General features: G+C 53.2%; 14 protein-coding genes. 10 read left to right on the plus strand and 4 right to left on the minus strand.

The features are described 5' to 3' along the window. Positions 1–659 precede the first annotated feature (659 nt). A complete protein-coding gene (locus tag VK694_02835) occupies positions 660–1,154 on the minus strand; it encodes a hypothetical protein (GenBank protein ID HTE57654.1) in 495 nt (164 codons plus the stop codon). A gap of 200 nt (positions 1,155–1,354) precedes the next feature. Between VK694_02835 and VK694_02840 the strand changes: the two genes are divergently transcribed. The 7 genes from VK694_02840 (at position 1,355) to sbcB (ending at position 7,652) form a co-directional block, all read left to right on the plus strand. Then, a complete protein-coding gene (locus tag VK694_02840; protein HTE57655.1) occupies positions 1,355–1,840 on the plus strand; it encodes a hypothetical protein in 486 nt (161 codons plus the stop codon). A gap of 225 nt (positions 1,841–2,065) precedes the next feature. Further along, positions 2,066–3,340, plus strand: coding sequence for a GTPase ObgE (gene obgE, locus VK694_02845; GenBank protein ID HTE57656.1), 1,275 nt, complete (start codon positions 2,066–2,068; stop codon positions 3,338–3,340). A gap of 84 nt (positions 3,341–3,424) precedes the next feature. Then, positions 3,425–3,949: a peptidoglycan-binding protein gene (locus tag VK694_02850; protein HTE57657.1), complete on the plus strand. Its 525-nt coding sequence runs from the start codon at positions 3,425–3,427 to the stop codon at positions 3,947–3,949. A 160-nt stretch (positions 3,950–4,109) separates the two neighbouring features. Continuing rightward, positions 4,110–4,520, plus strand: a complete 411-nt coding sequence (locus VK694_02855; protein HTE57658.1) for a peptidoglycan-binding domain-containing protein — start codon at positions 4,110–4,112, stop codon at positions 4,518–4,520. 57 nt (positions 4,521–4,577) lie between these two features. Continuing rightward, complete coding sequence (locus tag VK694_02860; GenBank protein ID HTE57659.1) at positions 4,578–5,501, plus strand: cohesin domain-containing protein; 924 nt, start codon at positions 4,578–4,580, stop codon at positions 5,499–5,501. 136 nt (positions 5,502–5,637) lie between these two features. Beyond that, the gene (locus tag VK694_02865) at positions 5,638–5,922 is read left to right on the plus strand and encodes a hypothetical protein (protein ID HTE57660.1); all 285 of its coding nucleotides are present in this window, start codon (positions 5,638–5,640) and stop codon (positions 5,920–5,922) included. Positions 5,923–6,206: 284 nt separating this feature from the next. Then, on the plus strand, positions 6,207–7,652 hold the full coding sequence (gene sbcB / locus VK694_02870; protein ID HTE57661.1) for an exodeoxyribonuclease I: 1,446 nt from the start codon (positions 6,207–6,209) through the stop codon (positions 7,650–7,652). Here sbcB and VK694_02875 read toward each other — a convergent pair. The 3 genes from VK694_02875 to VK694_02885 all read right to left on the minus strand — a co-directional run bounded on the left by VK694_02875 (position 7,639) and on the right by VK694_02885 (position 10,012). After that, positions 7,639–7,800 (minus strand): hypothetical protein, encoded by a 162-nt coding sequence (locus VK694_02875; GenBank protein ID HTE57662.1) that lies wholly within the window; start codon positions 7,798–7,800, stop codon positions 7,639–7,641. The two genes, sbcB and VK694_02875, sit on opposite strands and share 14 nt — an antisense overlap. Before the next feature lie 291 nt (positions 7,801–8,091). Next, a complete protein-coding gene (locus VK694_02880; GenBank protein ID HTE57663.1) occupies positions 8,092–8,520 on the minus strand; it encodes a hypothetical protein in 429 nt (142 codons plus the stop codon). 676 nt (positions 8,521–9,196) lie between these two features. After that, the gene (locus tag VK694_02885) at positions 9,197–10,012 is read right to left on the minus strand and encodes a prephenate dehydratase domain-containing protein (protein ID HTE57664.1); all 816 of its coding nucleotides are present in this window, start codon (positions 10,010–10,012) and stop codon (positions 9,197–9,199) included. Positions 10,013–10,109: 97 nt separating this feature from the next. Here VK694_02885 and VK694_02890 point away from each other — a divergent pair, with 97 nt between their 5' ends. The 3 genes from VK694_02890 to uvrA all read left to right on the plus strand — a co-directional run bounded on the left by VK694_02890 (position 10,110) and on the right by uvrA (position 13,559). After that, positions 10,110–10,361, plus strand: a complete 252-nt coding sequence (locus VK694_02890) for a hypothetical protein (protein HTE57665.1) — start codon at positions 10,110–10,112, stop codon at positions 10,359–10,361. Between the two features lies 1 nt (position 10,362). Continuing rightward, complete coding sequence (locus VK694_02895; protein ID HTE57666.1) at positions 10,363–10,620, plus strand: hypothetical protein; 258 nt, start codon at positions 10,363–10,365, stop codon at positions 10,618–10,620. Positions 10,621–10,748: 128 nt separating this feature from the next. Next, a complete protein-coding gene (gene uvrA / locus VK694_02900; protein ID HTE57667.1) occupies positions 10,749–13,559 on the plus strand; it encodes an excinuclease ABC subunit UvrA in 2,811 nt (936 codons plus the stop codon). Positions 13,560–13,561: the final 2 nt, after the last annotated feature.

Below are 13,561 nucleotides of genomic sequence, written 5' to 3' on the forward strand. Positions count from 1 at the left end.
TGGCAGCTTGCGGAACTTGTCCTGTCTTTGTTATTGATTTCAAACGAAATACAGGACTGCACACAGTCCTCGCTGCGCAGGTAGCAGAACCTTCCCTGTCTAATCTGTTTACCCAAAGCCAGCCTGGGCCCACAGATGCAAGTCGGCCCGAGGTCTTACTCTTCAAATCCTACAATACCCGCCAGGAAAGCTCGGGCGGTTTGTATTGTCTTTAGGCGGATCAGGCTTTAGAGAAACAGATTGGACGCCTGATAGCTTGATACCCGCGGTCCGAGGACTGTTTGAGCCCCAGCTTGCTGGGGTGAGTTCCGAGATCGTGGCCTTTTCTGCAGCGCAGCAGGCTGAGCCTGCTGGCAGGCAGAAAAGAGACCATGTCAGGAGCCGGATAGCAAGCTGTCAGGTGGTCAGTCTTGTTTCTATAACCGCCTGTCTGACAAAGACAGTACAAGTACTTATAGGATAGACACTTTTCGTCCTTTTGGACTCGTCAGTTCTGCTTTTGCCACTAGTGTGGCACATCAGAAGAAGTGTGCGCGTTCGTGAAGTGGGAGTTGGTTGTCGGGGGTTGGAAGATCCAACTGCGACCACTTCACGGCCTGACTGTATGCGCGGGGGGGGTAGTCAGGTCTTGACCAGAGTCGATGTCTGCGGGGTGCAGACTAGGCGGGGATGTCCGGGGTGGTGGCCATGGTGGCGGTCTGGCTGCGGGCCTCGGCGTTGGCCTGCTGTACGGTGGGGGTCCACCCGATGGCCTCGAGGGTCATGCCGATGTAGAAGCCCAGCCACAGCACGCCCATGCGGGTGAGGTCGAGCACGTAGTGCAGGTGACCGTTCTTGTCGATGACGTAGTTGGCGGCCGTGCACTCCATCACGATGGTGATGGCGAGCAGGAGGAGGCCGGCGATGATCGCCGTGAGGAACAGCGTGCCCCAGCCCTTGTACCAGTCGGAGGCACGGTTGAGCTGGATGCCGTCCTTGATGGACAGCTTGGCCGCGACGACGCCGCTGAAGGTCGTCACGATGGCGATGCTGGACAGGACGAGGTCGCTGGTGAACTGCGTCGGCAGGAAGACGCCGGCGACGATGGCCGCGACGAGCAGGACCGCGTGGAGGGGGGTGAAGATGGTGCGAAAGATCTGGAGGAAGTGGGGCATGGATCCGCCTTTGACTCTGATTCCCTTGGAAGGGGCATGCGAGAGGATTCTCACAATAAATACATTATAACACAAAGACTGATAAAAAGCAATACTTATGACAGTCAAGAAACAGAGGTGGGATGTATTGACTTTCTGGTATTTTTATAGTATAATCCCGCTCAGTCTGTATCGGAAGAACTTTCCAAGATTGGAGTGGTATGACCATCTCTACCCAACCACGTCGACGGCTGCGGCCCATCGTGCTCGGCGCCCTACTGATATGCCTCGTGGCAGTCACTGGCGCTTGTGTGACGACCGGACCGTCCGAAGAGGCCACCGCCAAGGAGGAAGCCCGACAGGTTGCTCAAGAGGCAGCCCAGAGCAAGCTCGAAGCCCGTGGCTTCACGGTCGTGGAGATCTATAGCTTCGGCTATGACGACGAGACCGACTTCTCTCGGGGCACCTTCGTGACTCGTATCGATGACTGCGGGGTCGATTTAGACTTCGAGATCACCGGTGGCGAGCAGCTGGACATCTTCGTGTGGCGCGAGCCGCTGGAGTTGGAGGACGGCCAGTTCTTCGGCTATGAGCGCGAAAGGCGGTTCTTCGACAGCGAAGACGAGTACCGTGACCTTCGTGGTCTTGCCTGCTCGTCGCCCACCACTGCCGACGCCATCGACATCGTCATTCCCTCGAGTCCCTGACCGACACAGAACCACCGAGCTGTACGTTTCCTGTGCCTTCCGAAAGGAAGGATCAACACCAAACAGGAAACGTACAGCTCATCACTAAGCTTTTATGCTCTCCCCAGTTGAAGATTTTTTATAAAAATGTTATTATAAGCTATTCATAGACACCTGATACTACCCGTTCTTTTATCGTGGAAGTGACCAGAATGAAACACAAGAAGCGTATATAATTCTAAGAGTATGTTTGTAGATAAAGTACAAGTTTTGGTCAAGGCCGGCGACGGCGGCAATGGTGCCGTTAGTTTTCGTCATGAGAAATTTATAGACAGAGGCGGCCCAGATGGCGGCGATGGCGGCGATGGCGGCGACATTATCTTTCAGGCCAGCCAAAGCGAAAATACCCTGGCTACCTTTCGGTTCCAAAAGCGGCTGGTTGCCGCAGATGGCCAACCCGGGCTCAAGACTAAAAAGCACGGCAGAAACGGCCAAGATATGACGGTCAGGGTGCCAGTAGGTACCGTGGTGACAGATACGGAAGGCAAGGTGCTAGCCGACCTAGTCCAAGAAGGCTACGAAGTGATTATTGCCGAGGGCGGCAAGGGCGGTTTTGGCAATGCTCACTTTGTTAGCAGTACGCGCCAGGCCCCGCGCATGGCCGAAAAAGGCGAAAAGGGTGACGATAGAGAGCTGACCCTAGAACTCAAGATGATCGCCGATGTCGGCCTGGTGGGTTTGCCAAACGCCGGCAAATCTACGCTACTGAGCGTTATTAGCAATGCCAGGCCAGAGATTGCTAATTACCCCTTTACTACCCTCCGACCCAACCTGGGTGTGGTAGATGTGCATGACACTGCCCTTTTGTTTGCCGATATTCCGGGTCTCATAGAGGGTGCCAGCCAAGGCAAGGGGCTAGGGGATGAGTTCTTGCGCCACATAGAGCGTACGCTGGTACTGGTGCACATGATAGATGCCTACCAAGACGATGTGACTGTTGCATACAAAACAATCCAAGACGAGCTAAAGGCTTACAAAATAGATCTCACCAAGCGTCCCCAGATAGTCGTGCTCAACAAGGTAGAAGGGCTGGACGACGACATCGTGGCTTCACTGCTGGCTGATCTGAAGGCCGTAACACCCCGGGGGGCTAAGCTGCTGGCTATTTCGGCACAGACCAAAGCAGGCGTAAAAGAGTTGCTGCTGGCAGTCAAAGACAAAGTAGCCAAAGAGCACGCTAAACAAGCCAAAAAACAAGAGGTAACTGACACGGCCATGCCGATCCTACGACTCAAAAATACCGAGGACGCCTGGAAGGTAGAGAAGCTTGCTGGCGGCGGCTTCCGGGTTTCTGGCCGCAAGATAGAGCGCTTTGCTATGCGCACTGATTTTGAAAACTTTCACGCCACTCAGCGTCTGCGGGACATTATGAAAAAAATGGGCATCATGCACGAGCTCAGACGCCAAGGCCTGGAGACCGGCCACAAAATATTTATTGGACAAGACAACCTAGAGTACTAAAAGGCTTCCTAATCTGTTGTGACAGAGTTCACGCTTATGCTAAAGTAGTGATAAGTATAAAAAACATCAGCGAAAGGTCAGGCTATGACGGCCAAGGGCACCAAAAAAGTACCTGCAAAGTCATCGAATAAGGGTAAACAAGTGAAGAAGGCAAGCAAGTTACCGGGGTTTTTCAGTCTAAGTAATAAAAAATTCATACTCTTGACGGTTTTTATCGTTGGCTTTGTGGTTGCGGGGTCGTACTGGCTTTATCAGAGTAGTTCTGCCAGAGTCGCCAAAGACGACAGTACGGTACAGGGGTGCGAGGCTCTAGGTGTTGTGCTCAAGCAGGGCTCTAAAGGTTCATGCGTGAAAGCTGTACAAAAAGTTCTAAATAGTGCTAAAACCAAATATGGCAGTACGGCGCATTGGGGCTATTTAACCGAGGATGGAGTCTATGGCCCTGCTACTGCTTTGACGGTGGCTGCATACCAGAAGCGTGTCAATAGTTCTCCCTTTTTTCCAGATAGACGGCCCATTGATGTAGATGGGTCGGTGGGACCACAGACATGGTTCTGGTTCCGGCAGATTACTTGTGTCGATGTCAATACGCCTGCCTGCGGGGATTAATGATGTCGCTCGTATAGCAATATGTAAATAACAAAGGGGACAGACAATGGCAGCCCGTGGTACCAAAACAGCATCCGTAAGATCAACAGCGAAAGGCAAGCAAGTGAAGAAGGCAAGCAAGCTACCGGGTTTTCTCAGTTTGAAAAACCAAAAATTTGTTATGTTACTGGTTTTTGTGGTTGGCTTTGGAGCGGCTGGATCGTACTGGCTCTTCCAGTCTAGTTCTGCTGCACCCGCCAAGCCTGGCTTTGATCTCACTAAAGCCTGGGGGTGTAAGGGTACGGATGCCACACTTCGGGCGGCGCCCGGTGGCAAGGTCGGTTCTGAGGGCTCGTGCGCCAAAGCTGCGCAGAGTATAGTGAATGGTGCGAATCGTCTGTATCCCAATAGTAACTGGTCTATAATAGGAGAAGACGGTAAGTACGGGGGGCAGACGGCCGCCGCTGTGAGTGCTTATCAGGGATACATGAGAATTTCGGCAGATGGCGTTGTTGGCCCAGTCACCTGGGAAAAAATGCTCGATACGTGTGAGTATTTGCGTCGGCGGGATATAGCTCCTTCCGGATGCTAGCGTAGTGCCAGGGTCGCCTGGCGCCCTCCTGGGCTAGAAAGGTTTAAGATAAAATACGTGGATCTAGCGAAAATCAAGCGTGTGGTGCTGTGGGTGGCCGTCTTGGTCGGGTTTTTGGGGTTTGGCCAAAGCGCCTCTGCTGCAACCGGGACAATATACCTAGCCCCGGCGATCACTAATCTGACAAATGGTGCAGAAGTATCAATGGCTCTGCGTATCAATCCGGGTGTGGACGTAAACGGCGTACAGGCCGAGATTACCTATGATGGTTCAAAGCTTCAGCTGGTCTCTGCCAGCGACGCTGGCAGTGCCTTTCCGGAAATAGCAGAACAGAACGTAGCGGCCAATCCTATATCGCTCACCCGAACTACTTCGGGGAATACGGTGAACGTAGACTCACTTATTATCACGCTTCGCTTCAAGGCAGTGGCGGCCAGTGGCAGTACCACGATATCTCTCACGGGCAACGCTGCCCAAGGCACGACAGTTACCAGTCCTGGGGTGCAGGGAGCAACCGTTACTTTTAGCTCTTCTAGCTCGCCGGCCCCACCAAGCTCACCCACTCCACCTACACCGTCTGGCGGTAGTAGCACGAGGCAACAGAACCAAAGTACTCCGCAGCCAGAAGATGTACCAGATGTGCCCGGAGCGGTCAATCAGCTGCCCGGAGTTGACCAGCTAACAAACGACCCCCAGCCTCTAACAGTACCCGACCCACGGGTATCGCACCGTATCTGGTGGCTCTTTGGCGTACTTGGCGTCATCGTTGTGCTGGGCGGTGCTTACTGGCTGATTCGTCGCCACCGATCTACACCGGCAGAGCTGGCTGCCGACCATCCCATTGATCGTACCTGGGCTACTCCGCCTGTCCACACGGAAGAAGACGAAGAAACCGACGAGCTGCTGAGCCATATCCCCGGCACGGCCAAGCCAGACCCTGGCAGTATCATTACGCCCAAGGCACCCCCCGAAAAAAAGTAACCTGCTTTTGATTAAGATTGCTATTTATGGTATAAATAATTTGTTATCTCTTGAGGTAGCCTGTGTGATTGCGCACAGAAATTGACAACAAGGAAGAAGCAAGCAACAGGCTAGACACCAAAAAAGGAGGGGTCTAGTGGAGCTTACGTGGAAGCAGACTATCGCGCTTGTATCGCTCGCCGGCATTGCCTATTACTGTCGGAGCCAGATACCGGGCATCGCCGCGTTTTGTTACGACTGGCGATGGGCGTTCGTGTTCGGTTTGGCCGGTTCGGTGATTGCACTGACTCTGGGTTTCATTGTGTTGCTCATGGTCATGCCACCGGAAGGAGAACATACCAATACCGGACCTCCGAAAGGGTACGTCTACCGACCCCCGCCTGACGAAGACGAAGGCGAAGACATCTCCTGGATGCTCTGACACGAATGCGGGTATCAGAATCTGTTCAAGGTCTCTGTTGTTCTAAAATGCTCCTCCGGGTGCCCGTTCGCCCTGATCCACCAATCGCACCGCAGGTGTGCTTGGCGAACCAGTCCGAATTATCACTTGAAGTGGTACATTTTGCCAACAAAGACGAGACCTTGAGCAGGTTCTCTGCCCCCTTATTCTTCCTTGTCGTCTCTCGATTCCATAACTGATAGTTATGCTGATGAGTCCTCCCTGGTTTGTGCAGGACGAAAATCGAGAAGTGATAGACTGGTGTAATGAGCTCTTCGACTTTTCTGTTCTATGACTTAGAGACTTCGGGTGTTAGCGCCCGGGATGCGCGCATTATGCAGTTTGCTGGCCAGCGGACAGACCTGCAGCTCAATCCCGTGGGTGAGCCGTTTAACTATTTGGTTCGCCTGAGCGACGATGTCCTGCCCGAGCCGGACGCCATTCTGATTACGGGCATCACGCCCCAAAAAACCTTGGCCGAGGGAATGCACGAAGCTGAATTCTTAAAGATATTCCATCACGATATTGCCGCTCCAGGCACTATCTTTGTGGGCTTTAATACCGTACGGTTCGACGATGAGTTTATGCGCTACACTATGTATCGCAACTTTTATGACCCTTACGAATGGCAGTGGCAAAATGGCCGGTCACGTTGGGATATCTTGGACGTAGTACGCATGACACGTGCCCTGAGGCCGCAGGGAATACAGTGGCCGTTTGACCCCAAGGGCAAGCCAACCAACCGACTAGAGTTGCTGACCAAGCTGAATAAGCTGGATCACAGTCATGCTCATGACGCGCTCAATGACGTCCTGGCTACCATTGCGGTTGCTAAGATGATCCGCGACAAACAGCCCAAGCTATTTGATTTCTTGCTACAGATGCGCGACAAAAAAGAGGTGGCCAAGCTGGTCCAGGGTGGGCAGCCGTTTGTGTACAGCTCTGGCAAATACCCCAGCGAGTTCGAAAAAACTACTGTGGTTGGCAAGCTGGCTGACCATCCCCAGGCCCAGTCGGCCCTTGTCTTTGACCTGCGACACGATCCAGAGCCTTTCCTAAAACTCAATCCCAATGAATTGGCCGAGGCCATGCGCTGGAGTCGCGACGAAAATGCCATCCGACTGCCGGTCAAGACCATCAAATTCAACCGTTGTCCGGCCATAGCGCCCCTGGGAGTGCTCGATGCCGATAGCCAACAGCGGCTCAAGTTGGATCCGGCTGTCTATATGGCCAACTTCAAAAAACTGCAGGCTGCCCAGGAGCGCCTGAGTACCGGCGTATTGCAGGCGTTGGAGTTACTCGACAAGAAGATGCAAGCTCGCTTGCTGCAGGATGAGGCCGACGTAGATACTCGTTTGTACGACGGCTTTTTTGACACCCAGGACAAGCTAAAGATGAGCACCGTGCGGGCTGCCACTGCCGAAGAGCTGGGTGGCTTAGACCTGACCTTTAAAGACGATCGCCTGGAGGCACTGCTGCCACTGTATAAAGCCCGGAATCACCCCAAGTCACTGACCGCCGAAGAGCGGGCACTATGGGAAACGTTTCGGGAACGCAAGCTACTGGGCGGTGGCGACCAAAGCCGGGCCGCCAAGTTCTTTAACCGGCTGAGCGAGTTGTCGCAGCGCACCGACCTGACTGGCGAGCAGAAATATCTGCTGGAAGAGCTGCAATTATACGGCCAAGGTATACTGCCCGTTACTGAGCAATAGGGCGTGATTTTCCTGACGATGCCCGACGCATTGCCCGAAAGCTCCACCATGACAGGCCAACAAAGCCAAAAAGAGCGATTGCCGCGCCTACAAAAGTTACCTGAATTGTGGTGCCTGGAACCAAACCCAGGACAATGAACTCCATCATAAAGAATACTCCTCGCAACTTACGCACCAGCCAGCCTGCCACCCGGCACAGCCGGCTGCCCCGCTGGCTTCTTGGCCTCCAGCACATTTTTCCCCTGTGGTACTCCCTCAACGTACTAAAGTACGTCTCGGTCCGTTCCTCGGGAAGAAAATGCACTGGAGGCTCAAGTGCGTAAGCTGTGCCTACGTTAGTTTTTTAAAAGTGTGCTCTTTCGGTTCCCCTCAAGGTTGCCCACGTATATGGAGAGTATTTTAAATAAAGTTGTATAAAAAGCAAGTATATTTTATAGAGCTAATGCTTGCGGCGGCCAAAGAGATTGGCCGCAACCCAGTTTTTTACCCGGGCCCATCTGTTGCGATTGCCAAAGAAGCAGAGCAGAGCAAACCCTATGCAAAAAATGCCGGCCGACACCATCCATATCGCACTGTGGCGGACTAGCAGCAAGACGCCGGCAATCAGTAAAACTACAGTCGCTGTGTCAAAAAACACCCGGCGGGGTGGCGTAAAGATAACATCGCTAATTTTGTCGGCGTATTCACGCAGCAGGTCAATGTAGCGCTGGGCCCAGTCATGGTTTATTGCCAATAAACTCAGGCCTATCAAGAAAAGGGGTATGCCACCCGGACCTGGCAGCCAGCCAGTCAGCAGTGCGGCAAGCATGCATAAAACAGCCAAGGTATCAAAAACAACCAGTTGGGCGTAGTGCTTTATGCGCGGCATAGAGTCAGTATAACAGGGCATGTTTGGGTTGGGTGCAGCCGCATGCCATTCTCAAAAAGGTTTCGGTAACTGCCCTTAGGGCAGTTTGACTGAGATACTTTCTTGTGTTGACAAGAAAGTATCCAAAGAAGCAACCGGCGAACTGGAAACAACAATTGAAAAACTGCGTCGAGCTATCCGGCTCCTGCGGAACTTGCCCTGCCTTATTATTGTCTTCAATGGAAAGCAGGGCTTCAAACAGTCCTCGGACCGCGGCTTACCTCGACGCAGTTTTTCATCGGTTTCCACTGAGCCGGCATAGGCCTCCATGGATACAAGCCCTAAAGGGCTTGTTTTTTAATAGCCGAAGGCTGCTGCTTGGAACCAGGCTTTAGCCAAACTGATTAGACGGCGGTAACCCGGTTGCTCGCGCTCCGAGGACTAGCCTTTAGGCCGACTAAAAGGAGTCCCGCAGGAGCCGGACAGCCGGGTTACCGGCGGCTAGTCATGTTTGGGTAACCGCCTGTTGTTTCTTTGGTACCTTTCTTGTCAACACAAGAAAGGTACTCGCAGGAGCTGCTGAAAGCAGCTGCGAAATGGGTTTAGTTTTGCCTTGTGGTTTTGAGCCGGGAAAAAGATGAGTTACACCGAAGCCGTAACAGGGAGCAGTTGGTCGCTACTGAGCTGGGAGTTATGTTTAGGCAGGTTTGTAGCTGCCGAGGGTTGTTATGGTGCAGCCTTGGGCGCGCAGAACGTCGAAGACGTCGTGTTCCAGCTGTTCGTTTAGCCCGGCCTCGAAATCTATATAAAAAGCGTAGTGGCGCTTGTCATTGGCAATGGGATGGCTGTCTAGCTTAGACAGGTTGATACTGGCTTGGGCAAAAGCACCGAGGGCGTCATAGAGCGCACCGGGTTGATGGTTGGTCTCTAGGATGATGCTGGTTTTGGTAGCTTCCGGCAGATGACTCTTATCTTTGTTTAGTAGGAAAAAGCGCGTGTAGTTGTGCTCGTCGTCGTTAATTGGCCCTGCCAGAATGGTGCCGCCATGTAATTCTGCGGCGCGTTTGCTGGCAATAGCAGCCCAGGGCTCCCGGGGGTTGGCCACGACGTATTTGACGCTTGCGGCCGTATCATGGGTTTCTTCTCGGTGCGCTTGTGGCATGGTGGCGTCCAGCCACAGCTCGCACTGCGCAAGGGCCATGATTTGGGACATGACTGTTTGAATTTCTGTTAATTCTTTTGGTCCCGCCGCTATAAGGTATTGGTTGACATGCAAATAGGTTTCGCCCTGTACCCAGACCGAATTGCGCGCTAGCAGGCGATATACCGCGTTGATCGAGCCGTGCAGACTGTTCTCTACGCCAACAATGCCTTTGTCTGCTCTTTCGCTTTCGACTGCCTCGAATACTTGCTGAAACGTATCGCAGTGCAGCAGTTCTATATCTGTTCCAAGCATTTTCTGCGCTGCTTCGTGATGGAACGAACCAGCAATGCCTTGAATAGCGACTTTCATACCCTAGAGGATAACACGCCATTACTAAGGGGGCTATTTCATGGTATGGTTTACCTTATCTTCTATAAAGAAGTCGTACCTCGAGAGGATGGTGTACATGTCCACCCAGATGACCGCCTATGCCGATAGTCCGCCCCTGCAGCAATGGGCCACCGCCAACAGGCCCCGTAAGGGGCTGCTTTGGGAGCCTGGCTACTCGGAGCAGATCATGTTTGTGGCGGACCGGCTGGCCCCGCTCTTCCTGACCTACGAAGAGCTCAAGCTCACCCCCCGTGCGGGTGGTGGGCTCGCATACATCCAAGTCCGTCGGCCTGCCCGTGTACGGGATTGTGGTCCCCGGGAAGCTTGAGATGCGTCTGCGGTGCAACTTCTACGACTGGGTGATCAGCGTGAAGTCGGATGTTCCGATCGCCGACAACTTTCACAGCCTCTTTGGGCGTGACAAGCAGCAGTTGGATGTGTACAGCGAGGGCTTCTCGTCTGACTGGGTGTTCGGGCCATACGCTGCCAACAACCAGCGTTTTAGTCTGGAGCTGCCGGACAAGTACAGCCTGTATACCTTCTGCTACCTGTTGCGGGAGGGGCTGGGGCTGCGCGTCACAGACTGACCGCGGTCCGCTTGTGCCGGGCGCCATTTTCTTCTTAGAACGTGGCGTCCGGCTTTTCTTTTATGACTTGTAGCGCGAGGGAGTGGCTAGAAATTTCCTCTGTTTTTTGCTATAATTTTAGGCTGTTTATGAGTGAGAAAATTGTTGTTAAGGGAGCGCGCGAGCATAACCTCAAAAACGTGAGTGTTGAGTTGCCGCGGAACAAGCTGGTAGTTATTACCGGCCTGTCTGGTAGTGGCAAATCTTCGCTGGCTTTTGACACTATTTACGCCGAAGGGCAGCGACGGTATGTCGAATCACTCAGTTCCTATGCCCGCCAGTTCTTGGGCCTTATGGAAAAGCCCGACGTAGATCAGATTGACGGTCTATCCCCGGCAATCTCTATCGACCAAAAATCCACTAGTCGCAACCCGCGCAGTACGGTGGCCACTGTCACTGAAATTTATGACTATTTACGCCTGTTATTTGCCCGTATTGGTGTGCCACATTGTCCTATTTGTGGCAAGCCAGTCGAACGACAAACTACCCAGGCTATCGTAGACCAAGTTGCGGCTATGCCAGAAAAAGCCCGGTTGATGATCCTGGCACCGGTGGTCGAAGACAAAAAGGGAGCGTTCGAACACATCCCCGAACAATACCAGCGGGCCGGTTTTGCGCGTGCCCGCGTTGATGGCGTGGTTTATTCTCTGGACGAGTTCCCCGAACTAGACAAAAATTATAAGCACTCTATAGAAATTGTGGTGGATCGCCTAGTTAATGACGAAGACAGCCGCGGCCGCCTAACCCAAAGTGTCGAACAAGCCCTAGATATCACCGACGGCAAGCTGAAAGTAATCAACGCCGACGATAATAGCGGCCGGACCTTTAGCCTCATGTACGCCTGTATTGACCACCCCGACGTCATGATTCCAGAGCTAGAGCCCCGTACTTTTAGCTTTAATAGCCCGCATGGCGCCTGTCCTATCTGTACGGGCTTGGGTTCTCGGCTAGAGGTTGACCCAGAGCTGGTGATTCCTAATGGCCGGCTGACTATTGCCGAGGGTGCCATTCGACCCTTCAACCGTATCAACACTGATGCCTGGTACACCAAAAAGATGCAGGCAGTAGCGGATCGCTATGGCTTTAGCTTGCACATTGCAACGGGTGAGCTGACCAAAGATCAGCTGGATAAAATCCTGTACGGAACGGGCAGCGAAAAGTATCGTGTGTCCCTGGGTATTGGCCGCACGTTCGAGACCGCTTATGAAGGAGTTATCCCTAATCTAGAACGCCGCCACAAAGAAACCGAGAGTGACTTTATGCGCCGTGATATCGAGCGCTTCATGCGTGAGCGCCCCTGCCATGAGTGTCGTGGCAAGCGCCTCAAGCCAGAAGTACTGGCGGTGACTGTGGGCGACAAATCCATTATGGATATCTGCGAAATGTCCATCGACGAAGCCATCGACTACTTCAATACTGTCAAATTCTCTGCAAAAGAGGCGCACATTGCCAATCAGGTTATTAAAGAGATCTGTGCGCGGCTGCAGTTCATGCAAGACGTGGGGCTGAACTATCTGAACCTGCTTAGAAGCGCGGTGACGCTGTCCGGCGGCGAAGCCCAGCGTATTCGTTTGGCTACTCAGATTGGGTCTGGTCTGCAGGGCGTGCTGTACGTACTGGACGAGCCAAGTATTGGCTTGCACCAACGCGACAATGCCCGACTGATTAGTACGCTCAAGCATCTGCGCGACCTAGGCAACACGGTATTGGTGGTAGAACACGACGAAGACACTATTCGTACGGCAGACTACTTACTAGACATTGGTCCAGGCGCTGGCATCCATGGTGGCGAAATAGTGGCCGAAGGTACGCCAGAAGAAGTGGCCAACAATCCAAAGAGTGTTACGGGCAAGTATTTGCTGGGCAAAAAAGAGATCCCCGTACCCAAGAAGCGTCGCAAAGGGAACGAGAAATCAATTCTGATCAAGGGCGCCCGCGAGAATAACCTCAAAAACGTAACAGTCGAGATTCCTCTGGGCATGATGGTGGTTGTCAGCGGCGTATCTGGCTCTGGCAAATCGAGCCTGATCAACGATATTCTAGCCAAGGAACTGTCTGCTCGGCTGATGCGGGCCAACGAAGTACCAGGCAGTCATGACGAGATAGAGGGGATCAAGCACCTGGACAAGGCCATCGTGATAGACCAGTCACCCATTGGCCGGACGCCGCGCTCTAACCCTGCCACCTACACCGGCTTGTTTACGCCCATTCGTGAGCTGTTTGCCAGCACGCCAGAGGCCAAGATTCGTGGCTATAGCCCTGGACGCTTTAGCTTTAACGTGCGTGGTGGCCGGTGCGAAAACTGCTCTGGTGACGGCATCATCAAAATAGAAATGCACTTTTTGCCCGATGTGTACGTGCCATGCGAGGTCTGCAAGGGCAAGCGCTATAACCGCGAAGCGTTAGAGATTCATTACAAAGGCAAGACCATCAGCGATGTGCTAGAAATGACCTGCGAAACTGCGCTGGAATTCTTTGAAAACATCCCGACCATTGCCCGCAAGCTGCAGACTATTGTAGACGTAGGCTTGGGCTACATTGCCCTGGGCCAACCGGCCACCACGCTGTCTGGCGGCGAAGCTCAACGTGTTAAGCTTGCCACCGAACTGTCTCGCCGGGCCACGGGGCGGACATTATACATCCTGGACGAACCAACCACCGGGCTGCACATGGACGACGTGAATAAACTGCTGGGTGTGCTGCACGCCCTGGTAGACACCGGTAACAGTATGGTCATAATCGAACACAATCTAGACGTTATTAAAAACGCTGACTGGCTGATAGACATGGGGCCAGAGGGCGGTGCCGGGGGCGGGCAAATCATAGCCCGCGGTACACCAGAGCAAGTGTCGCGAGTCAAAGAGTCCTACACCGGTCAGTACCTCAAGAAAATGCTCTAGAG

Source organism: Verrucomicrobiia bacterium (assembly GCA_035489575.1).
Taxonomy (GTDB): Bacteria; Patescibacteriota; Saccharimonadia; order Saccharimonadales; family JAGQNK01; genus DATHJY01.

Coding starts and splice junctions, on each gene's coding strand:
- VK694_02835 (HTE57654.1), bottom strand. CDS start 1,154: ATGCCCCACTTCCTCCAGATCTTTCGCACCATCTTCACCCCCCTCCAC.
- VK694_02850 (HTE57657.1), top strand. CDS start 3,425: ATGACGGCCAAGGGCACCAAAAAAGTACCTGCAAAGTCATCGAATAAG.
- uvrA (HTE57667.1), top strand. CDS start 10,749: ATGAGTGAGAAAATTGTTGTTAAGGGAGCGCGCGAGCATAACCTCAAA.
- VK694_02875 (HTE57662.1), bottom strand. CDS start 7,800: ATGATGGAGTTCATTGTCCTGGGTTTGGTTCCAGGCACCACAATTCAG.
- VK694_02840 (HTE57655.1), top strand. CDS start 1,355: ATGACCATCTCTACCCAACCACGTCGACGGCTGCGGCCCATCGTGCTC.
- obgE (HTE57656.1), top strand. CDS start 2,066: ATGTTTGTAGATAAAGTACAAGTTTTGGTCAAGGCCGGCGACGGCGGC.
- sbcB (HTE57661.1), top strand. CDS start 6,207: ATGAGCTCTTCGACTTTTCTGTTCTATGACTTAGAGACTTCGGGTGTT.
- VK694_02885 (HTE57664.1), bottom strand. CDS start 10,012: ATGAAAGTCGCTATTCAAGGCATTGCTGGTTCGTTCCATCACGAAGCA.
- VK694_02890 (HTE57665.1), top strand. CDS start 10,110: ATGTCCACCCAGATGACCGCCTATGCCGATAGTCCGCCCCTGCAGCAA.
- VK694_02895 (HTE57666.1), top strand. CDS start 10,363: ATGCGTCTGCGGTGCAACTTCTACGACTGGGTGATCAGCGTGAAGTCG.
- VK694_02880 (HTE57663.1), bottom strand. CDS start 8,520: ATGCCGCGCATAAAGCACTACGCCCAACTGGTTGTTTTTGATACCTTG.
- VK694_02855 (HTE57658.1), top strand. CDS start 4,110: ATGTTACTGGTTTTTGTGGTTGGCTTTGGAGCGGCTGGATCGTACTGG.